16 protein-coding genes and 2 pseudogenes are annotated in these 20396 nt (G+C 59.1%); 14 read left to right on the top strand and 4 right to left on the bottom strand.

Annotated elements, in window-relative coordinates:
• Nucleotides 1-1714 precede the first annotated feature (1714 nt).
• From AC6RUA_RS19465 to AC6RUA_RS19440, 6 genes and pseudogenes are all read left to right on the top strand, one after another.
• Complete coding sequence (locus AC6RUA_RS19465; protein WP_499816167.1) at nucleotides 1715-2305, top strand: hypothetical protein; 591 nt, start codon at nucleotides 1715-1717, stop codon at nucleotides 2303-2305.
• Nucleotide 2306: 1 nt separating this feature from the next.
• On the top strand, nucleotides 2307-2870 hold the full coding sequence (locus tag AC6RUA_RS19460; RefSeq protein ID WP_499816166.1) for a hypothetical protein: 564 nt from the start codon (nucleotides 2307-2309) through the stop codon (nucleotides 2868-2870).
• The gene (locus AC6RUA_RS19455) at nucleotides 2867-4522 is read left to right on the top strand and encodes a ThiF family adenylyltransferase (RefSeq protein ID WP_499816165.1); all 1656 of its coding nucleotides are present in this window, start codon (nucleotides 2867-2869) and stop codon (nucleotides 4520-4522) included. Before AC6RUA_RS19460 ends, AC6RUA_RS19455 begins: the two co-directional genes overlap by 4 nt.
• A gap of 454 nt (nucleotides 4523-4976) precedes the next feature.
• Nucleotides 4977-5602, top strand: a pseudogene (locus AC6RUA_RS19450) (DUF7972 family membrane protein); the annotation flags it as partial.
• Nucleotides 5603-5705: 103 nt separating this feature from the next.
• The gene (locus AC6RUA_RS19445) at nucleotides 5706-5909 is read left to right on the top strand and encodes a hypothetical protein (protein ID WP_499816164.1); all 204 of its coding nucleotides are present in this window, start codon (nucleotides 5706-5708) and stop codon (nucleotides 5907-5909) included.
• Nucleotides 5910-6310: 401 nt separating this feature from the next.
• Nucleotides 6311-7522, top strand: coding sequence for a CBS domain-containing protein (locus tag AC6RUA_RS19440; protein WP_499816163.1), 1212 nt, complete (start codon nucleotides 6311-6313; stop codon nucleotides 7520-7522).
• Nucleotides 7523-7635: 113 nt separating this feature from the next.
• Here AC6RUA_RS19440 and AC6RUA_RS19435 read toward each other — a convergent pair whose 3' ends face one another.
• The gene (locus AC6RUA_RS19435) at nucleotides 7636-8244 is read right to left on the bottom strand and encodes a hypothetical protein (RefSeq protein WP_499816250.1); all 609 of its coding nucleotides are present in this window, start codon (nucleotides 8242-8244) and stop codon (nucleotides 7636-7638) included.
• 450 nt (nucleotides 8245-8694) lie between these two features.
• Nucleotides 8695-8952, bottom strand: a complete 258-nt coding sequence (locus AC6RUA_RS19430) for a DUF5789 family protein (protein WP_499816249.1) — start codon at nucleotides 8950-8952, stop codon at nucleotides 8695-8697.
• Between the two features lie 872 nt (nucleotides 8953-9824).
• Between AC6RUA_RS19430 and AC6RUA_RS19425 the strand changes: the two genes are divergently transcribed.
• From AC6RUA_RS19425 to AC6RUA_RS19400, 6 genes are all read left to right on the top strand, one after another.
• Complete coding sequence (locus AC6RUA_RS19425; protein ID WP_499816248.1) at nucleotides 9825-10583, top strand: mechanosensitive ion channel family protein; 759 nt, start codon at nucleotides 9825-9827, stop codon at nucleotides 10581-10583.
• The gene (locus AC6RUA_RS19420; protein ID WP_499816247.1) at nucleotides 10583-11776 is read left to right on the top strand and encodes a site-2 protease family protein; all 1194 of its coding nucleotides are present in this window, start codon (nucleotides 10583-10585) and stop codon (nucleotides 11774-11776) included. Before AC6RUA_RS19425 ends, AC6RUA_RS19420 begins: the two co-directional genes overlap by 1 nt.
• Nucleotides 11777-11859: 83 nt before the next feature.
• Nucleotides 11860-13110, top strand: coding sequence for a magnesium transporter (locus AC6RUA_RS19415; RefSeq protein WP_499816246.1), 1251 nt, complete (start codon nucleotides 11860-11862; stop codon nucleotides 13108-13110).
• 47 nt (nucleotides 13111-13157) lie between these two features.
• The gene (locus AC6RUA_RS19410; protein WP_499816252.1) at nucleotides 13158-14201 is read left to right on the top strand and encodes a DHH family phosphoesterase; all 1044 of its coding nucleotides are present in this window, start codon (nucleotides 13158-13160) and stop codon (nucleotides 14199-14201) included.
• Nucleotides 14202-14484: 283 nt separating this feature from the next.
• Nucleotides 14485-15291 (top strand): HpcH/HpaI aldolase family protein, encoded by an 807-nt coding sequence (locus AC6RUA_RS19405; RefSeq protein ID WP_499816245.1) that lies wholly within the window; start codon nucleotides 14485-14487, stop codon nucleotides 15289-15291.
• A gap of 15 nt (nucleotides 15292-15306) precedes the next feature.
• On the top strand, nucleotides 15307-16458 hold the full coding sequence (locus AC6RUA_RS19400) for a sodium:calcium antiporter (RefSeq protein ID WP_499816244.1): 1152 nt from the start codon (nucleotides 15307-15309) through the stop codon (nucleotides 16456-16458).
• Nucleotides 16459-16476: 18 nt separating this feature from the next.
• Here AC6RUA_RS19400 and AC6RUA_RS19395 read toward each other — a convergent pair whose 3' ends face one another.
• Nucleotides 16477-17727, bottom strand: coding sequence for a cation:proton antiporter (locus tag AC6RUA_RS19395; protein ID WP_499816243.1), 1251 nt, complete (start codon nucleotides 17725-17727; stop codon nucleotides 16477-16479).
• A 22-nt stretch (nucleotides 17728-17749) separates the two neighbouring features.
• Nucleotides 17750-18307, bottom strand: coding sequence for a diadenylate cyclase (locus AC6RUA_RS19390; RefSeq protein ID WP_499816242.1), 558 nt, complete (start codon nucleotides 18305-18307; stop codon nucleotides 17750-17752).
• A gap of 215 nt (nucleotides 18308-18522) precedes the next feature.
• Here AC6RUA_RS19390 and AC6RUA_RS19385 point away from each other — a divergent pair.
• Both AC6RUA_RS19385 and AC6RUA_RS19380 read left to right on the top strand, forming a co-directional pair.
• Nucleotides 18523-19704: pseudogene (locus tag AC6RUA_RS19385) on the top strand (thiamine pyrophosphate-dependent enzyme); the annotation flags it as partial.
• A 205-nt stretch (nucleotides 19705-19909) separates the two neighbouring features.
• The gene (locus AC6RUA_RS19380; RefSeq protein WP_499816241.1) at nucleotides 19910-20389 is read left to right on the top strand and encodes a DUF7992 family protein; all 480 of its coding nucleotides are present in this window, start codon (nucleotides 19910-19912) and stop codon (nucleotides 20387-20389) included.
• The last annotated feature ends 7 nt before the right edge of the window (nucleotides 20390-20396 follow it).

The following is a 20396-nucleotide window of genomic DNA, read 5'->3' as shown; positions in this document are numbered from 1 at the left end:
TCGATATCGAGGTCGTTCGTCTCGATGAACCCTTCACCGAGGATACGGAGTGCTGTGAAGACGTTGTCTTGGAGGTCCTCGCCGAGTTCCTGCGCTGCGGTCTCCGATTCGTTCCAGACGGTTTCGAGGAACGAGGTTCCAGAGACTTCGCGGAACGCATCTGGACGGAAGAAGCAGAAGAAGTACTTGAACGCTTCCAGGTCGCCGGACTCTAGAAGTTCGGGCAGATCGATTTCGTAGTAGGTTTCGGTGGCGTAGTCCTTCGTCCCGTAGAGACGCCACTTCTTCCCGTCGGTCAGAACGCCCCATTGGAGCCGTTCGGGGGTATGTTCGAGATAGTACTTGATCTGGTGAGAGGCATCACGATACGAGCGTGTCTCCGCGAAGCGTTTGGTGAAGTCAACGTCCCACTGCTTCGCCTCCAGTACAGCTGAGGCCAGTCCGTACATCGCCTCAGTATCCCCGTCTCGTTTGCGAATACTGGCGTCACGGCGTGTCTCAGCCGAGTCAAACAACAATCGGTCGTTGTACCCCTCACTGTCGGGGAGTGTTGTTTCTGATAGCGTACTGAATCCAAGAACGCCCAGCACTTCATCAATCCACGAGTCTATCAGTTCGTCTTCTTTGTAGGACGCGACGAGTTCGCCTTCTAACTCCCAGAGTTGCTGGAGTTCCTCAAACGCTTCTCGTGCTTCGTCGTCACAGTCCCAGCCGTCAAGATCATCAATACGCTCGTCAAGATAGTATCCTGAGAAGAGGTCGGAGTTACGATAGGGCGCACCCCCAGTGTGGCCTGACTCATTTGTTACTCACTATCCGTTATTGTACCATCAAGAATCCCCCGGGTATGGCTGGGTCGATTGTAGACGAGGAACAAGATGGAAGTGTTCTGATTTCACTGATCTCCTAAATAATTCAACCCGAAGCTAGCCTGAGCTGGAGTTCTCGATCTCGAATCCTGCTTAAGCAGATCCGCAATAGTTCGAATCGCAGATATCGCTGTCTCGTCAACCTGAACTCCGACTCGGTCACTCTCCTTTGGATATTCAAAACCTCCGGACTGAAGCAGTGGTTGGGTTTCACTTACGCTGAAAAGCATTTTAAGTAAGCAAACCCCGTTGTTTTCGAGTGGGAATCGCAAGACTGCGGAGGAGTATACGACAACCTTATTAACACCGATGCCTAATGGATGTTTGCCTACGTAGCGGTGGGGGCTCTATTGCTACCCACCAAACCGCAACGTTCAGCAGCTAAGGCGCCGGTTTTCGAATCGCGGCTGACAACTCTGAAGGAACGCCAAGCCTATTTAAAAAGCTATTCCTAGCGGAGTGAAAGTGGAAATTGCCACTTCGAAAACTCCCACCCCACGTTTCATATATGCCCAACACGAAACCCAGCCGAATATAGTTCCACTCAGCAAAACCCTTTTCAGTGGGGGTCGATTATACTTTCTCGGGCTGGTTACCCACCGCTACGTAGGCATCCCCCGACCACCGCAATTCTGCGGCAGGGGGACGGCGGGAACCCACCAAGACCGACGAGAGAGCCGGAGTATCCGGCAGTGACCTCTTGGTATGTTCGCCCGCTGAACACGGACCCTGACGGGTACCGAGTGACGACGCCGTCACGACCCGTTCACAAGCCCGTTCACAGCGGCGAGTGTAACCAGTCGGTCGGCCCGACGTCGCCGGGTCAAGCGCGACGACACGCAAACATGAGTGAACGAAACTCACCCGCCGATTCCGCAGAGGAGCACAGCAACGCACACGCATCCCTCGCAGACACCATCCAGACGGCTCAAGACATCATCGAGGGTCTCGAAGACGATGTGCCGGTCGACGCCCTCGAACTTCTCGAAACCGTCGAGGAAGACGTCGAAGTTCTGGAGGACGTCGTCGAACACGCTGATACCGCCAACGGCAACTTACCCGACGACTTCGAAGCCGATGTCCAGACTGCGCAGGACGACGTTCAGAGCCTGCAAGAAACGCTGAACCTCGCCGGGGCCGACCGTGAGGTCATCACACGAGCCGAGGGCCTTGATGACATGGTCGAGAACGTCGAGGACCGTGCCGCGGACGCTCGCGACCGATACGGTGTGAAGGTTGGCACTGCTCCCGTGGAGTTCTTTGACGAGGAGTCTCCCACGGCTGAGGACATCCTCAATCGCTTCGGTGAAGACACCAACGACGTCCTAGTAGAGAAGGGGACCGAGAACACGTACAGCGGCGACGACGAAGTGCCGCTGGGCGGTCGCGGCATCGAACGGTTCGAGGCCGAACCCCGTACTGACGGGAACTCGTAGAATGGTCACCGGCGATGACCATCGGGAGGTAGCTGACGGCGACGGGCACGGGGGTAACTTTGAATCGCGTCCGACGCCGCCGGAGACCGTCCCTGACGAGACACTGGACAGCACCTTTCAGGGTGCTATGTACGCACTCAACCGTGAGCGCGATCAGGCCACCGTCGTCGACACGAATGGCAACGAAGCGCTCATCTGGCTTGGCCAGTACGACCTCCAGGAATACAATGAGCGATGGGATAATCCAACCGCTGAACTCTATATCCTCGCGGACCAGCAATTCGCCAACAGTGACCCTCATTGGGTGATGATGGTGCCGGCAGTCACCATCGACGGTAATCAACCAGGTCAGATCCCGGCCCGGAATACCTTCACTGATCCAGACGGGAACCACGGCGACAAGGTCAAGATGGCGATAGAAGTCGCAGACGAAGACTCCGCTATCGCGTTCAGTTGGCGGTGGTCGAATATGAACCGGCAGCCTGACTCCGCACGAGACCTTGCAAACGCTCACGGGCTCGTCGAACATCTCCTCCGCCTTGGCGACTCGCGAGGTGGCACATGACTGGTCGCGAAGGAGCGCTCCCTGACATCTACCCAGTCAGCGACGCCGACGAGTTCCAAGTTGCGATGACTAAGGACGTGAAAGATGCGCTGTACGGACATCTACGACCAGATCACAGCCCTCACTCACCGCCCGGATCAGAGCACCAACCCGAGGACCATGAGCAGGGAGTAATCGCCCACATCACGCGCAGTTCCGGCACCTCCCGTGTCACATATATTATTGAGAACATCGTGCCTCCGGGCAACTCCGACGACGTCTACCTTGGTGGAGGCCTGAAGTTCAGTCCAGCATACCGAGCGCGGGCGAAAGACAGCATCGAGCACGACCCGCGACGTGGTATTGCGTATTTACACTCCCACCCGGGCTGGAGCGCGTACCCATCGCGACCGGACCTAGACGCTGACCCAAAGCGGCTCCAGTCCGACGCTGGCCGTTTAGGGAAGGAGCGACCGTATGCTGCCGGCATCATCGCGTCTCGTCCGCGTCGAGAGACCGACGAGCCGGAGTGGAGTTTCGGCGCCTACGAGTACAACGAGGAGGGTCCCCCAACCCGAACTGAAGCGACCGCCGTGCGCGTCCTCGGAATGGCACCAAGCCAGCAATTCCGGGACGGGCCCTACCTCAAGAAGCTCGCGACCGCATTCTCTGCGGAGGGGCCGGAGGGTCCGGGACTGGCTGAGGGTACCGTCGCTCAAGACAGTACAGTCGAACTCTGGGGAGATCGTGGTCAAAAGCGTCTCAGCGGCATCCGTGCGGCCATCATTGGATGCGGAGGCGTCGGATCGCTGCTTGCCGAGCAGGTCGCTCGTCTCGGCGTTGGCGGCGCTGTATTCGTTGACTTCGACCATCTGAAAGAAGCGAACCTGAACCGCGCCTACGGGGCCACGCGAGAAGACGCTCGCGAACACGCATTGAAGGCCGAAGTTGCTCGGGATCTCGCAGAGGAAGCGGCGACCGCGTCAGGATTCGAAGCCCGCGCCATCCAAGGCAGCATCGTTGAGTCCGCTAACGACAATTATGCAGCCCTTGGAGATGTGTTGGACTGTGATGTCATTCTGAACGCGGCAGACCCGCATTGGGTGCGGAAGGTCGTCGACCGCATCGCGTACGCTCACCTCATCCCAGTTGTTACAGGTGGGACGTACCTTGCCGTCGACGAGGACGCTGACGAACTGAGTTCATCAGCGCGATCGGCGGTCGCGACAGCTGGCCCAGAGCTAGCGTGTCTCCACTGTCTTAATACGTGGAAGGAGGGAGACCGAAGCGCTGGTGCCGTCCACGACCGTAAGCATCCGAAAGACCGTGCCGACAACGGTGGACTGTACGTGACAAACGACGAACCTGCTTCTGGAGATGGTAGTGACGAACTGCGTGATCCGAGCGTGGTCACGACGAACGGACTGGTAGCGTCGCTAATGATGGAGCGATTCCAAGCGTTAGTCGTTGGAACATCGACCTCCACATTCGCTGGTCGTCAAATCTACCGGCCGAGAACGGGGGAAATGCAGTGGATGACTGCGGACGACAAACGTCGTGTCCGTTGTAAGAACGGTTGTGCTAAGATAGAATCTATCGGTCTCGGTGACTATGTCGATCTCGCGACTGGTGAGGATATGGACCTCCGTATAGAGGTTCCAGACGCCCGATAAAATCGGTCAATCAGAGTTATATTTCACTTCCGATTGATTTCAGACAAGTGCCTGATTCTCCGTTTACGGAGGAATCTAGCTTGTGTGGTCGCGGAGAGTAGTCTCGGGAGCTTCCATCGTCGCACCGCACTTGGGGCAGTAATCTTCGATCACATCCTCATCGTAGAGATAGTGACCGCACTGGGGAGGGCTGGCTTGGAAATACACGTCGTCCCAGTCGAGCCCAGGCTCTTGACCGTAGAGGCAGAATGTACTGTGTCCTGACCGCCCTCGAGGGTTCGTCACTAACCGAACGGGACAGTACAAACACTCGCGGAGTTCGATTAGCGGCTGGTCGGAATGGTTCGTCCAGAGCGTTTCTCGCCGCCCCCATTCGTGAAACCCCTTCGGTCCCCGGCAGCGCTCTATCTCAGGTCGTGTCGCAAGCAGTTTCTCCACCTGCGCGGAATGGTGCTTCCTCCGGTATCTCGTCGATACTGCCCAACAGCGATCCGAGGCAGTTCGGGACAGACTCAGAGAGATCGACAGCGACCAACTTCAGTGGGAGACCAAGCAGTTCACCGACAGCGTCATCGAAAACTCCGAGACAGTCCAAGACTAACTCGACGGCGCCGAGTTCGGGACGTTCGACGTGTTGTCCGCGGCGCTCAACTACAACTACAGTTGGAAGATCTACCAAGTCGAGCGCCTCTTGCACGAGCACAAGGAGGACCACCCGAAAACGACCTCCTCAACGACCTCAAGACGGCACTGTCGCTATTCGGACCGGCCCGTGAACGCATCAAGACACTCTACTTCGAGTGGGAGCTGGTGGGCCTCTCACAGATGATCCTCTACGCGGCGATCCCAGCACTGGTCGTCGCTGGCGTGATGCTTACGGTCGTCGACGGGGCCACACTCCCGGGGGCTACGTACGGGATCAGCCACATGACCGTAGTCATCGGTACCGCGTTTGCGTTCACGCTCCTGCCGTTCCTCCTGTTCACGTTGTACGTCCTGCGAATCGTCACGGTAGCGAAACGAACGCTCTCGATCGAGCCCTTGATCCTGCGCGACTCACAGTGGAAAAGTGGCGACTAGCGTAGATCTCAGCGTAGAGGCCACCTTTTTCGAGCGAGGGTGAGCCCCCGAAGACGCAGTCTACGAACAGAAGCCCCTTCTGTATACCTGAGAGAATGTTTCCGTGAGCTATACCGATGCGTTCGATTCGTCGCCGTCGAAGCTCTGGAGCATCGCCGCACTTGTAATTGAGGCCGGCCTCTCGTTCTATGAAGAGAATCCGAAGGTGGCAGTGATGCAACTGGCGAGTGCGGGTCTCACCTACCAATCTGGCCTCCTAGGAGCACTCGCGCGGCTGTTGATCGAACTCTACAAACAGCAGCAGTAGGGCCTCACGACCGGACGATCCAACTTCCCTTGCTGAAGAGCAGACTGGAATCGGATAGAATTCTTCTGGAGGCTAGTGATCGTCCGTCGATCAGCGGCGGTGCTGTCGTGCCAGCGATGGAGGAGGGGCAGTTACTGAGAAGTTCAGCGTAGTTGCCTATCAGAGCCGGGATCAAGCCTAATCGTGTTCCACGATTCGCTCGAAATCACGCATCACGTCCTCTCTATACGGGCCGTAGTCTCATCTTGCAGCCGCGCCTATAGTTGAGACTGGCTCTCTCGATGCATATGGCCGATACAGTTAGATCCCTCTCTCAAACACCACTCCGCACGTCCCTCCCTCAAATATCAGGGCTGGGACAGGCATAACCGTCCTGCACCCCTCACACTAGAGAGTTACCCATGGATATCTCCGAGATACTCTCACCGAAGTTCACCGAGTTCGACATCGGAGCTCCTCTCTCGAAAGTCGCCGGGGCGTTCGAGAATCAGGAGCTCGATGCCGTCATCGTAACCGACGGCGACGAATACCGCGGCATCGTGAGTCGCCGACAGCTGGCGTCTTCGTCCAACCAGCCGTCTGCGAAGGTCGGCTCACAGGTCCAGAACGTCCCGACGGTCGACCGCACCGAGGACGTCCGTGAGGTCGCGCGGCTCATGATTGGGAGCGACGCCAAAACGCTCCCCGTACTCGACGCCGACGACCGGGTTATCGGGGTGGTGACCGGCGATGCGGTCCTCGAGGCCGTCCGTCCGTTTCTTGACGCGGCGACCGTCGACGACGCGTACACGGCGGAGTTGGTCAGTGCGACGCCCGAAACCACGATCGGGAAAGCGCTCAATATGCTCCGAGAAGCCGGTATCGCCCATCTCCCGGTCGTCGACGGGGACGACCTCGCGGGCATGCTGAGCTTGTACGACGTCATCGAGTTCACGACGCGGGGCGGCAGCAAGAGCCAGGGCGGGTCGTCGGGTGGCTCCGGTGGCCGCGGCGGTGGCGGACAGAACCGTGGCGGGTTCGGGGCGCGCGAGGGCGATTCCGACCGAATGCTCGATCTACCGGTACGGAACCTGATGTCCGACGCGGTCTTCACCATCGAGCGGAGCGCTCCGCTCGACGAGGTGGCCGAGACGATGTTCGAGCGGGAGATCTCCTCGCTCGTCGTCACGGCCGAGGGGACCGGTGAGCCGGTCGGTATCATCACGAAGACGGACGTCATCGAGGCGCTCACCTGGGAGCGCGACGACCGGAACGCCGTGCAGGTGTTCGGCCTCGAGCTGCTGGAGGGGATGGACTACGACGATGTCGCCGCGCTGATCGAGGACGTGACCGCGAAGTACGGCGAGATGAGCGTGATCAAGGCCAGTATCGAACTCCAGGAGCACAAGGAACAATCGAGGGGCGTGCCACTCGTACTGGCACGGATTCGGCTGGTCACCGACCGTGGCTACTTCACGGCCGATGGGGAAGGATATGGTGCCTCTCACGCCCTCCGACTTGCCGCAAACGCTGTCGAACGCCAGCTCCTCAAGGGGAAGACGTACGGCCAATCGAAGAAGCAATCCGACGCTGAGGCGCAAGAACACCTCTACGGGTGGTGGCTCGGCGGCTGACGGACTCCATTCCTCCACAGAGGGGGGGGGGGGTGGAGGGAGTTGATCGAAAGACGACCTGGTGCGTCGAGTGGTAGGTAGTCTGTGAGAAACTGATTGCACCAATGGCGAATCTAGTGATACCGTTGTTCGACCTCGAGCGCCTCTCGGACGGCGTCGTCGAAGCGTGTCCGTAGTTCGTCGCTGAACGCCTGGACGTGTGAATCCTGCTGCACTACTTCTAACGAATCCCAGTTACCGGCTTCGGTTGCCGCGTACAGTTGTGTGAACTTCCCCCCGTTGTTGCCGTACGCAATGACAACGACGTACGGCTTTACCTCTTCAGCACCTTCGGAAGTGTTCCTCCCGCGCCACTCTTCGAGTTCGGTGACGCTTACCCGGTCGAACGTCGCAAGCTCTGCGCTGAATTCACCGGTCCCAAGGCGCTGAATCAGCTGTTCGCGATCCCATTCCCGTGTCTCGTTGGTCTCGGTATCCCTCCCTAGTACGGTCTCTTCGGTGATCGATTCGATGACCCAGTGCGTGAGTAGCGGCCCAGCCATCTCAGCAGTTGACTGAGTACCGACGTCGCCTTCTTGGATACGACCTCCCTCCTGAACACGGATATACCGTGGATTCGACGCGGGGAGATCGATAAAAATTTCTCCCGAATCTACGTTGACCAGTGCTTCGATGCCGTCGATCGTTCGCGTTTCTATCGTTTTCTTTGTGTGTTCAGTCATGATTAATGGTCTGGCGTACCGGACACAGCGAGCTGAAGGCGGGTCGACCTGAGGTCCGTTCAATCGGGTGATCCACATCCGTCTGGCTGACACAGACTGCATCGACGAACACTGTCACCGATTCGGCCATACGACTACCGCGTGATCTACGCCAGGGGGACGGTTTACCCTATCGTCCGTACTCACAGGACGACACAATGTCTGCACTCCTGCACAGGGATTCATCAAGAGACGTCCATACTGCTCTGTTGAACTCCTCCGATGTGGACAGCTGTGGCGTGCTGAATATCGAGGAAGGGTTCAGCACAGCGGTCGTAAGTACTTGACTCGTTGATTTTCCGCTGTCTGATGTGACATCTTTCCTTGGACCGTCACGAGATGGATGCAAAAGGGCCGGTAGTCGCTGGACTTGGGCAGATCTGTCGTCCTATGATCTCGGAATCTGAGTCGTTACGCATCTCCCTCAGATTGATATGGTTCCCCGACCGCCTCCCGTGGAAGCACGTTGTGGAGTTCGGATGTAATATCGGCAGCCGATTCGAACGAGTCACGGGAGGTCTTAGAAACCAACTTGCCTAGATTTGTCTCACCGTCGGCCAGTATCAACCGAACATCGGAGAGTTCTTCCGCTGCTGTCGTCCGTCTGATGGGATACTCAATTTCATCAAGCAGAGTCGAAACGTCACTGAACTTGATTTTACGAGCCATACTGCTAGCTACGTCTGGGAAGCTAATAAGTGACGTAACCGGTGTGACGAACAGTCCCGATGATGAGGTTCTCGGCAGTACTTTTCGTCAGCGAAATCTGCGTTGTCGATCGGCTTGATTGAGCTCCCGATTATTTTCAAGAAAGAACGTTGTTTCACGGACGTTCCGGAAGCTATGTACATATGAAATTTGGGAGGACGACCACACGTACTCTCCCACAATCGGACGGGCGGGGTGGCAAGTGATCCCGACGGTGGAAAATGTCTCTCTTGAGATTTGTGCGGTCCGTGGGAGACTCGCACCCTGTCTTCAGCACGGCCTCAACAAACGATTAGCAACAGAGGGTTTCAACAGAACCTCTACAATTGAAGTTCTGTTCCGGATTGAGAACCCGAGAACGTTCTATTACTCCCACGATGGGTGTGAATGTGACCCTGAATACTACTGAAGGCGTTCAACAACGTCGGTCCGCTATTCTTCGCTGAGCAGACGGACAAAATGGAGGTGTAAACTAATAGCGGGGCCGTCGTACCCAACAGACAATGCGGACGCACCGTCATGGAACCCAGTCGTTCATCGACTTTATGCAGACGTACCTTCAGGACCATCCAAAGCGTTGCCCGGCATGTGAGAACGTCGCTCGCGCCCGCTCGGAGTGGCGAATAGAAAAGCACGATGAGGACGGTCTCCACTTCGTGCATACGTGTCCACGGTGTGGTTCGGAGGACGACGTGTTTCTGGATCTCGCTCCAGAACACGAGCGAACTCGGCAGTAGGACGTACCACGCCCGGCGTGTAACTCACATAATCAAAAACCGGTAGGGTATGAAAATCTCGCCTCTTCATGGCTCTGAGAGACGTATATCTCGATCATGCTACAATCGCACGTGCTCCAACTAGGTGTCCCGGCGTTCCTCGAGGAGACGGTCGCGGGGATCGTGGCATTTCTTCCCCGACTGATCGGCGCACTCGTGGTCCTTCTAATCGGCTGGGTACTCGGAGTTGCCGCCGCCAAGGTGGTTCGGAAGGTAGCTGACCGGATCGAGTTAGACCGGATGGTACTCGAAACGCCGATTGGACGCATCCTCGGGGGAACCGAAGCCGCCGTCTCGAACGCGTTCGGGACGCTCGCGAAGTGGTTCGTCTATGCGCTAGCGATCCTCGCCGCTGCAAACGTGCTCGCGATTTCGCTGTTGTCGGCGTGGATCTCGACGGCAGTCTCGTATCTGCCGGCGTTCATCGCCGGACTGTTAGTCGTCGTCCTTGGGTTCGTCGTTGCGGACTTCATCGGTGACGCAATCATGCGAACCCGGACGGCCACTCAGACCGAGTACACCTCGTGGTTCGCAAAGGGCACGCGTATGTTCCTCTACTTCACCGCGATCGTGATCGGGCTCGACACGATGGGCGTCGATGTCGGCATCCTGTTCGTCTTCGCCAACGCGTTAGCGTGGGGACTCGCCGCCGCCGTCGCGATCGGCGTCGGCATCGCCGTGGGCTGGGGCGGCCACACCTACGTTGCGGAGAACATTGACCGCTGGATGGGGCGCGCATCCGCCGGGACGCCGACGCCGCACAACTCGCCCCAGGCCGACGGCGGTGAGCAGGGTACCCCCGACGGTGGAGAGTAATGCGTAGCTATCGCCTCACCAACATCTGGGGCATCCCCATCAAGATCAACATCTCGCTGATAGTCTTTCTCCCGATCCTCGCGTGGTTGATCGGAAGTGGGCAGCAGATCGCCCTCTACGCCGGGATCATCGATGGGTTGGCCGGGTCCTCACTCGACGTTGCCGTTTTGCGCCAGGGCACGACACCCTGGCTCATCGGTGCGGCAGCGGCGGTTGGGCTGTTCGTGAGCGTGACCCTCCACGAACTGGGCCACTCGTGGGTCGCGCTTCGGTACGGCTTGACCATCGAATCGATCACGCTCTGGATCTTCGGCGGCGTCGCGAGTATGGCATCGATCCCCCGAGAGTGGAACCGCGAGTTCTGGATCGCCATCGCCGGTCCCATCACGAGTGTCCTGATCGGGGTCGTTTGTTACATCCTGTTGCAGATCATCCCCGCGTCGCTCCCCATTGTACTGTTCGTCGTCGGCTGGCTCGCCGTCGTGAACGTGACGCTCGCGATCTTTAACCTCGTTCCGGCGTTCCCGATGGACGGCGGGCGGGTCTTTCGGGCGCTGCTCGCTCGGACACGCCCGTACGGGCAGGCCACCCGGATCGCCGCACGTGTTGGCGTCATATTCGCCATAGTGTTCGCCGTGATCGGCGTGTTCTCGTTCAACGTCATCCTCCTGTTCGTCGCCCTGTTCATCTACGGGGCGGCGACCTCCGAATCACGCACGACGGCACTCGAGGATCTGCTCGTTGGAGTCACCGTCGCGGACATCATGACACGTGATCTACACACCATCCCGGCCACGTCGACGGTCGCGGAGTTCGTCGATCAGATGCTCGTCGACCGCCGAACCGAGTTCGGCGTCACCGACGAGGCAGGCGCCACTGTCGGTATCGTCTCACTCCAACACCTGAAAGACGTCGACCAGCGCAATCGCGCAACCACTCCGGTTGCCGACGTAATGGCCGAAGAACCGCTAACCGTGCAGGCGACGGCGGACGCCTTCGACGCACTCGTTGAACTCGGCGCCTCGAAGACGTCGTACGCCCTCGTCGAGGAGGACGGCTCAGTCGTCGGGGTCCTCTCGCAAGCCGATTACGCGAGCGCACTCGAATTACGGCGGGGTATCGGTACGGTTGGCGAGCGCGAACAATCTCTGCCGATGACTGGTACCGGTGACGTATCTGCGTCCGGACCATAATGTAGATATGCGTTCGAGCCCCTCAGGACACGCCACAGCACGTCTATTCTTGGGCTTCATGCGACGGGAGATGTGGTAACTGTATGCAAGAATCTACGATCGACGTCCAACAGCAGATTGCCGTTTCGGAAACACCGGAAGCAGCGTTCCAGGAACTGCCGTGGTCACGCCAACGGGTGGTGTTTTTCCAGTTGCCCGAGTCGATCCAGCGAGCCGTTCTCGACGGCATGGATCGCCAGGAAGTACGGCGATTCGTCCGCCGACTCGACCCCGACGATGCGACCGACGTGATCGGATTGCTCGACGGAGACACACAGGAGAGCGTGCTCAGTCAGCTCGATGCGGATCGACGAGAGCGAATCGAGTTCCTCCTGACGTTCAGCCCGGACAGTGCCGCCGGAATGATGGGTCTCAACTACGTCACCGTCGACAAGACCCAGGGGCTCGAAGAGGTGGCACGGCTCGTCCGACGCCACGAGGCCCGAACTGGGCAGTTCCCTACCGTCATCGTTACCGACGACGACGAGGTCTTGGGAGAGTTACCCGGCCATACCTTGGCCTTGGCTGGTCACGGGTCGACGGTCATCACCGAGCATCTCCGCCCTATCCCCACGATTCGATACGAACAGCCCAATTCGGAGGTCATCGAGGTGTTCAGGGCCAATCCTCAGAGTAAAATCGTCGTCCTCGACGAAGACGACAGCATTCTCGGGGTCATCTATGCGGACGACCTCTTACAGGCCATCGAGGAAGAGGTCGGCCGGACGCTCTACGAGTTCACCGGTGTCGACGAGCAGGAGAGCGTTCTCGATGGCGCCCTCGAGAAGGTTCGCCGGCGATACAGGTGGCTCATCATCAACCTCGGGACCGCCTTTCTCGCTGCGGCGACTGTCGGGCTGTTCGAGGACACGATCGCAGCGTTGACGCTGTTGGCGATCTACATGCCGGTCGTCGCGGGGATGGGTGGGAACGCCGGTACGCAGTCGATGGCCGTGACGGTCCGCGGCATCGCACTGGAGCAGATCTCGCTTCGAACAGGGAGGCGCGCCATCGGCAACGAGGTGCTTGCAGGGGGTGCAAACGGCGTGATTACCGGTAGTATCGTGGCTGTCATCGCCACTCTGTTCAACCAGAGTCCGCTGTTGGGGCTGGTCATCGGTATCGCGATGGTGCTGAATCTCGTCATCGCCGGGTTCTTCGGCGCACTCGTTCCGCTCGTACTGGATCGGCTTGGCTACGATCCGGCTACGTCGGCGACTGTCTTCATCACCACCGCGACTGACGTCCTCGGGTTCTTCATCTTCCTTGGGATGGCACAGGTCGTGCTCCTGTGAAACGTCTCTCCCTACTTCTTTCACTCTGGCCGCTGAAATACAGGGCGATGAGCCCGGCTCAGACACTCTACGAGTTCCTCTCCGAAGCGAGCGAACTCATTGTCGTCTGTCACAACAACCCGGATCCGGACTGTCTCGCAAGTGCACTCGCCCTGGGCCGGATTGCAGCTGCTGCCGGGATCGACACGCGAAAGGTCCTGTACAGTGGCGATATTTCCCATCAGCAGAATCGCGCGTTCGTCAATCTGCTCGACATCGATCTCGAACCCTTCGATCCTGCTGCCGTTCAGAATCGAGATGAGGGGTCGCTACTTGCGTTCGTCGATCACGCGGTCCCGGGCGCGAACAATTGGGTCCCAGACGGAACCCCCGTGGACATCGTCATCGATCACCATCCGGGTGAAGACATCGACGCCCAGTTCGTCGACCACCGCGAGACCGTCGGAGCGACTGCGACGATCCTCACGGAGTACGTCCGGGAACTCGCCATCGATCTCGATACGACACTCGCGACGGCGCTCCTGTTTGCGATTCGCCGTGAGACGCTCGGTTTCCTTCGGGGAGCGACCCGGGCAGAGTACGACGCGGCGGGGTATCTCCACGACCACGCCGATCGAGATCTGCTCCGGCAGTTGTCCTCACCATCGGTCAGTGGCGCGACCGTCGACGCCATCGCGACCGCCATCCAGAATCGAACGGTACGAGGGTCGGTACTCATCACTCACGTCGGCCGGACGAGCGAGCGGGATGCGTTACCGCAAGCTGCCGACTATCTCGCCACACTGGAGGGTGTCGATACCGCCATCGTCTTCGGAATGCTCGCGGAGGCCATCCAGATCAGTGCGCGGTCGACGGATCCACGGGTCCACATCGGGGACGCGCTCCACGAGGCGTTTGCGGATGTCGGTAGTGCCGGCGGTCATCGGGAGATGGCAGGTGGCGAAGTCCCGCTCGGCATCTTCGCCGACTACACGAGCGACGATACCCAGTTGCTCGCCATCGTCGACCAGGTCATCACGACTCGTCTCGTGGCTGGGCTCAACCTCACCGACGAAACGGACGATCAATCGAGTCAATCAGCGGCCGAGTGAGACAGCTGAGCCGGTCGGTGATGCGATCAAACGCCTGATGGCCCAACGTCGAATTGTCAAACCAGTATTTCAGATCCGTCGAGGGCTCTGCATTCACCGACAACAACATCCGACGACGACGATGGGTTGTACCAATCGCGATTCCACGACAGATCCTCGGTGGAGGTGAGACGTACCCACTCAGCGGTCGTCCGACTACCACCAGTCTCTCGATTAATCACAACTTCGTGTGCTATGAAAATGTGGCGTGTATTAGTCGAGTGCCCCGAATGCCCCGCTTGCGATGAGTAACGAAAAGAGAGCTTCACAGCCCACCAACGACCTCGCCGCGACCCTGAACGACGGCGGTATCGCTCTCGGCGTCCTCGACAATACGTACAGCCCGACGCTCGTGGAGTTCTACGGTGAACTCGGCGTCGATTTCGTCTGGGTAGATCTCGAACACGGTGGACCGGACCCGTGGGATGCACGTCAGTTGGAAGACCTGCTCCGGGCAACCGAACGAACGGACGTGGAAGTACTTCTCCGACTTCCCGATACGGATCCAACCCTCGTCCGGAAAGCGCTGGACCTCGGTGCGAGAAACGTGTTCCTTCCCCGTGTGGAAACCGCCGACGAAGTCCGCGATGCGGTTCGATCCGCACGGTTCCGTTACGACGATGGTCCCGGTGATCGAGGACTGGCCTCGCCACGGGCGTCTCGCTGGGGTCTCGCTGACGATTACATTGCGACCGAAGACAGGGAAACCCTCGTCGGTGTGACCATCGAGACCGAGGCGTCCATCGAGAACCTGGACGACATCCTGGCCGTCCCGGACCTGGGATTCGTCTTCATCGGCCCGTTCGACCTCTCGGTGTCGCTCGGTCACCCCGGTGAGATCGATCATCCGATGGTGCAGGAAGCCGTCGAGACGGTTCGATCGAAAGCTATCGATGCGGGTGTCCCCGTTGCGGGTCTCGGGTTCGGAATGGACGATGTCAACGAAAAAGCGACGAACGGCTACCAGATGCTGAACCTCGGGAGCACGACCGGGGCAATCGAGCAGACAGTCACTAGCTGGTTCGATGCCTACGAGCGGAACGACAGTTGAATTGAACACACCTCCATGTTCCAAACGGTAGAAGTTTTCTCGATTCCGCTGCTGAACCTCGGGCTACTCCTTGGCGCGTTTGCATTACTCCTCGGTGGCGCGGAGATCTTCACGAATTCAGTCGAGTGGTTCGGATATCACCTCGGCGTGAGCGAGAGCGCGACCGGAAGCATCCTGGCCGCAGTCGGGACGGCGTTACCCGAGACGATGATTCCCGTGATTGCCATCGTTTCGGTCCTCCTCGGTCGGGGGGATCAGGCCGCTGCCGACGCGATCGGCGTCGGGGCCATCCTTGGCGCGCCGTTTATGCTTGCGACGATCGCGATGACCTTGGTCGGCGCGAGCGTGCTGTATTTCGGCAGTCGTCGCGACGCCGGCCCGATTTTCGAGGCCGACGTGCCGGCCCTCCGACGTGACCTCTCGTTTTTCCTCGTCGGATACACGTTCGCGGTGGTGGCCGCGTTCGTTCCATCCCGCGGGCTCCGTATCGGTATTGCCCTCGGGCTCGTCGCCCTGTATGCCGTGTACGTCAAGCAAACACTCGCAGCCGGCCAGCGTATCGTCGGGGAAGAACTCGATCGGCTGCACCTCAGGGGATTGCTAACCGAGGGCCAGCGACCGTTCCCGGCGTTCGGATCGGCCATCGTCCCCATCGACGAACCACCCCTGTGGATGGTGGTCACGCAGACCGTGTGTGCGCTGCTCGTGATCATCGCTGGTGCCCATCTGTTCGTGACCGAGGTCGAGTTCTTCTCGACGGAGGTGCTGGACGTTCCCGCAGCGCTGATTGCCCTCCTGTTAGCTCCGCTGGCCACTGAACTCCCCGAGAAGTTCAATTCCGTCATCTGGATCGGTGAGGGTAAAGATACCCTCGCAATTGGGAATATCACGGGCGCGATGGTGTTCCAGGGAACGCTCCCTGCCACGCTCGGTATCCTGTTTACCTCTTGGGACCTCGGTGTCTCGTGGGGGACGATCGGATTCCTGAACACGCTTTCAGCGGTTCTCGCGCTTATTGGTGGTGCGATGGTCTTGCTCCGGACCCAGTTCATATCCACGAATCGAATGCGTCCAACCCCGTTCCTCGTTGCCGGGCTTCTCTACGTGGTGTTCATTACCGTTGTCGTCTACCACGTCGTCATCCTCGGCGTCGCCGCCGGTCACTGAACTCTCTGATAAGAGAAATCATACCGTCCCTGAGGGGACGTCGTCTGGAAGGTGCGCGAGCGCACGCCGGAGCAGTGGCGGCGTCATTACGGATGTGGCGATGGCGACGAGCACGATGACGGCATAGATGGTGGGCGTGAGGATTCCGATTGCCAAGCCCAGGGCCGCTACGACGAGCTCCATTGCGCCGCGAGCGTTGAGCCCGATTGCAAGGCAGACGGTTTCTGCTCGGGAGAGATCGGTAACCATCGCTCCGAGTCCCACGCCAAGTACCTTTCCCAGCACAGCAACGGCGAGTGTGACGCCTGCGACCAGAATCGTATCCAGCGTGAACAGCCCGCTCAGGTCAACCCGCAACCCAGCCGTCGCAAAGAAGATGGGTGCGAACAGTCCGAGTGTCACCATCTGAAATACTCGTTCGGTCTCCGCGTCGAGTCGATCTCTCACGAGAACGCCTGCGAGGAACGCGCCGAGAACGGCTTCCAATCCAAATGCGAGCGACCCCCCGGCCATCGCAAGCCCGACGACGATGACGATCGAAAATCCGGTCAACACCGGCGATCGAACGTGTGTGGTGACATCGAAGAGTGTATCGACGATTCGCGGCCCGAGAACAACGGCACCTCCGACGAATACACCGAGGACGACGAGCGTTCGACCGACCGCAAACGGCTCTATCTGTCCCTCACGAGCGATGTCAGAAACTATCGTGAGCGCAACCCACCCCGCTGCATCGATAACGACAGCGACGGTGAGGGTGAGTTGGCCCACTGTTCGGTCCATCGCGTCGAGGTCGATCAGCACACGGACGGCGACGGGGACCGCCGAGATGCTCAGCGCTGTCGCCAAGAATAGTGCGAACGGCAGTCGCTGCCCGGGGGTGACGAGAAACCTCGGGGGGAGAGCCCATCCCAGGGCGAACCCCAGAAGGAACGGCACGACGGAGGCTCCGGTAGCGAGCGCGATCGTCGGTCGGGCATAGCGGCGCACCGTCTGAACGTCAACTTCCGTTCCAGCCAATACGAGGAGGAGAATGAGCCCAAGCGACGCGATGGCTGCCAGTCGATCGGGCACAGGGACGACGATAGCCGTAACCGCAGGAGCAACGAAACCGAGAACCGAGGGGCCAAGCACCAACCCGGTGAGGAGTTCACCGACGACTGGTGCGAACCCGAGTCGATCAGCGACGATTCCAAGCGTATGTGCAACGGCCAAAACGAGTGTTAGCCCGGCAAGAAACGGAAGTAGCAAATCCGACTCAACAACCATGCGTGTCTTCAGCCCCCGTTGGTCAATCAATCACTAGGGATGTCGCTAGGGAATCATCGAATGTGCCGTCAGTAAAAACGGTTACTCGTCCGTCTTCTTCGCTGAGTGTGATCGCCGCGACTACTTCTTCGCGGGTCGAGGTTTCCAGCGCACTCATGTGGCGGGTCCCCATCCACTCGGCGTAGGGCAGATCGTCGGTTCGTCGGCATTCGGTTGGAGAACGTTGATCGATCCGGACCATTGCCTCCTCGATCGTGCCGTCGCTGTGAATGACGACTGCGCCATCGCAGGACAACGCAACGTTCTGTGCAGTCTCAAGAAACACGTCGGTCTCAGCAAAGACATTGGCACAATTCTCAACCGGCCAGCGGTTCGTCCCCATCGGAGCCGCAAATTCCATTATGGAATCCCGTTCGACGATGAAATAGAGCCCGGGTCCACGAGCGTAGGGATCGTCCCATCGCTTGAATCCGAGACTAATGTCCTTAACGCACGCCTCGATCCGCTCGAGTATTACCTCGATGTCTGCACCATCAGATTTCGGTTCCGACGTCGCAGAACTATAGATGGGCTTGATCATCCCTCTCGTACGAATACGGCTGGTGGAGGGATAGTATCCCCGAATTTCCGAATGAATATGTGTGTTAATTAATCGGGTGAAAAACTACCACTCGAATAGGACGAGCTGTCGTTCGTCTGGAACTCCGGCCATGGTCCTCTGTGTAGGGCTGGGGCAATCAACGTTCGTACGACACCTCTCGTCGAAGGTAGTGACGAGATCGTGATCGATCTGGGATCATCCCGGAGTCGGTACGCAAGGCGTTCAAGCTCGCCGAGTACGAGAAACCCGGTGCGACCCACCTCGAGTTCCCCGAGGACGTGGCAGCCCAAGAGCTCGATGCAGAGCCGCTCCCCCCTCGGCCACGTGTGCGACGGGCTGCTCCCGACGAGCGGTCGCTCGACCGCGCCGTCGAACTCCTCGAGGACGCAGACACCCCGCTGGTGTTAGCCGGTAACGGTGCCGTCCGAACCTCGACCGCGAACCGGTTGCGCGAACTGGTCGACCACGCAGGGATGCCCGTCGCCGCGACGTACATGGGAAAGGGAGCGGTCTCGGATCGTCTCGAGAATTCGCTGATGACGCTCGGTTCTGGACCGCAGTCCGAGGCGTCGACGGCGATTTCCCGGGCCGACTGTGTACTCGCAGTCGGCTACGACATCGCTGAGCACGACCCTCGCTCGTGGAACACCGACCTCGATAAGGCCATCATCCACGTCGATCACGAACCTGCAGAAGTATACCAACACTACAATCCGGACATCGAAATCGTCGCGGACATCTCGACGGTCCTCCGAGAGCTACGGATGCATCTCGATTCCGCGTCTGGACCGGAGTGGTGTCAGGACCTGCGCGAGCGGATCGTCGCGGACGTGCAACGAAAACCCGAATCGGACGACCCGTTTTCGGTGAAACGGACGCTCCCGTTCCTCCGGGAGACGATGGCTGACGAAGACATTCTGCTCTCTGACGTCGGGAGTCACAAGATGGCGATCGCACAGAGTTTCCCCACCTACGAACCCAACACGTGCATCATCTCGAACGGATTGGCAAGTATGGGAATCGCCGTCCCTGGCGGAATCGCTGCCGATCTCGCGACCGATGCGAACGTCGTCGTTGCGACCGGCGACGGTGGGTTTCTGATGAATGCGGCCGAAATCGAGACGGCCACCCGCCTCGACCTCGGATACACAATCGTCGTGTTCAACGACGACGACTACGGCCTCATCTCGGAGAACCAGGTGGCACACACCGGTGAACACTTCGGAACCGAACTGACGAACCCTGACTTCGAGCGATTCGCCGAGAGCTTCGGAATCGATAGCTACCGGCCAGAGACGTGGTCCGAGGTGGAGACAGTCCTCGAACGTGTCGTTCCTGCGAACGAGATGTCCCTGGTCGAAATCACGCTTGGGTAGCACGGAGGACCATGCTTCTGCATCCCGTAACAGCGGCTATGACGAGATCGGTAGGTTATCGACCATCAGACTAGAATGCCCGAGACGAACTGCGCGCAGAATACACCGACGAGCAGTGGAGTACGACGGACTGACTGGTAGTTTCCCCACGTCAACCATCAGGAGAGGCGGAGCGTATTTGCTGTTGAATAGCTAATATATCGATATGGCTCTCGACGTTTCGATTCCGGACCCGCCATCGCTCCACGGGCCCCAGCCCAGGGGTGAGTACGAAGCAATCGATAATCCAGTCAACGACCCCGAAGACGACTATCGCCGGGAAGAGATCGAGACGATCCTGTCGAACGGCGCGTGGAGCGATGCCTTCGAGGAGTGGGCGGCCCGGACTGGGCTGACCGCGGCCACCTTCGAGGTGGTCGTCGAGTACGAACTTATCGACGACTTCGACTTCTACTGGGACGCCACGACGGACGAGGTCGGCTACCAGTCACCGACGCTCCCGCAAGCGGCTCGTGACGTACTCGACACTGCAGTCGTGGACGATATCGAGTCTGAACTCGACACCCTCGGACGGGTGGTCTCGGAGATGCTCGAAAACGACTACCTCCTGCGGGACGACGAGACGTTCGGCTTCTTCGCCGACGACACATCCGAAAACACGTACGAGTCCCGTGACGAGGAGTGACCGGAGT

The organism is Halorarum sp. SLYT50, from assembly GCF_059821265.1.
The sequence above is the reverse complement of the archived record's forward strand: the minus strand, read 5'-3'. Positions and strand labels throughout refer to the sequence as shown.

Coding starts and splice junctions, on each gene's coding strand:
- AC6RUA_RS19465 (WP_499816167.1), top strand. CDS start 1,715: ATGAGTGAACGAAACTCACCCGCCGATTCCGCAGAGGAGCACAGCAAC.
- AC6RUA_RS19460 (WP_499816166.1), top strand. CDS start 2,307: ATGGTCACCGGCGATGACCATCGGGAGGTAGCTGACGGCGACGGGCAC.
- AC6RUA_RS19455 (WP_499816165.1), top strand. CDS start 2,867: ATGACTGGTCGCGAAGGAGCGCTCCCTGACATCTACCCAGTCAGCGAC.
- AC6RUA_RS19440 (WP_499816163.1), top strand. CDS start 6,311: ATGGATATCTCCGAGATACTCTCACCGAAGTTCACCGAGTTCGACATC.
- AC6RUA_RS19435 (WP_499816250.1), bottom strand. CDS start 8,244: ATGACTGAACACACAAAGAAAACGATAGAAACGCGAACGATCGACGGC.
- AC6RUA_RS19430 (WP_499816249.1), bottom strand. CDS start 8,952: ATGGCTCGTAAAATCAAGTTCAGTGACGTTTCGACTCTGCTTGATGAA.
- AC6RUA_RS19425 (WP_499816248.1), top strand. CDS start 9,825: ATGCTACAATCGCACGTGCTCCAACTAGGTGTCCCGGCGTTCCTCGAG.
- AC6RUA_RS19420 (WP_499816247.1), top strand. CDS start 10,583: ATGCGTAGCTATCGCCTCACCAACATCTGGGGCATCCCCATCAAGATC.
- AC6RUA_RS19415 (WP_499816246.1), top strand. CDS start 11,860: ATGCAAGAATCTACGATCGACGTCCAACAGCAGATTGCCGTTTCGGAA.
- AC6RUA_RS19410 (WP_499816252.1), top strand. CDS start 13,158: ATGAGCCCGGCTCAGACACTCTACGAGTTCCTCTCCGAAGCGAGCGAA.
- AC6RUA_RS19405 (WP_499816245.1), top strand. CDS start 14,485: ATGAGTAACGAAAAGAGAGCTTCACAGCCCACCAACGACCTCGCCGCG.
- AC6RUA_RS19400 (WP_499816244.1), top strand. CDS start 15,307: ATGTTCCAAACGGTAGAAGTTTTCTCGATTCCGCTGCTGAACCTCGGG.
- AC6RUA_RS19395 (WP_499816243.1), bottom strand. CDS start 17,727: ATGGTTGTTGAGTCGGATTTGCTACTTCCGTTTCTTGCCGGGCTAACA.
- AC6RUA_RS19390 (WP_499816242.1), bottom strand. CDS start 18,307: ATGATCAAGCCCATCTATAGTTCTGCGACGTCGGAACCGAAATCTGAT.
- AC6RUA_RS19380 (WP_499816241.1), top strand. CDS start 19,910: ATGGCTCTCGACGTTTCGATTCCGGACCCGCCATCGCTCCACGGGCCC.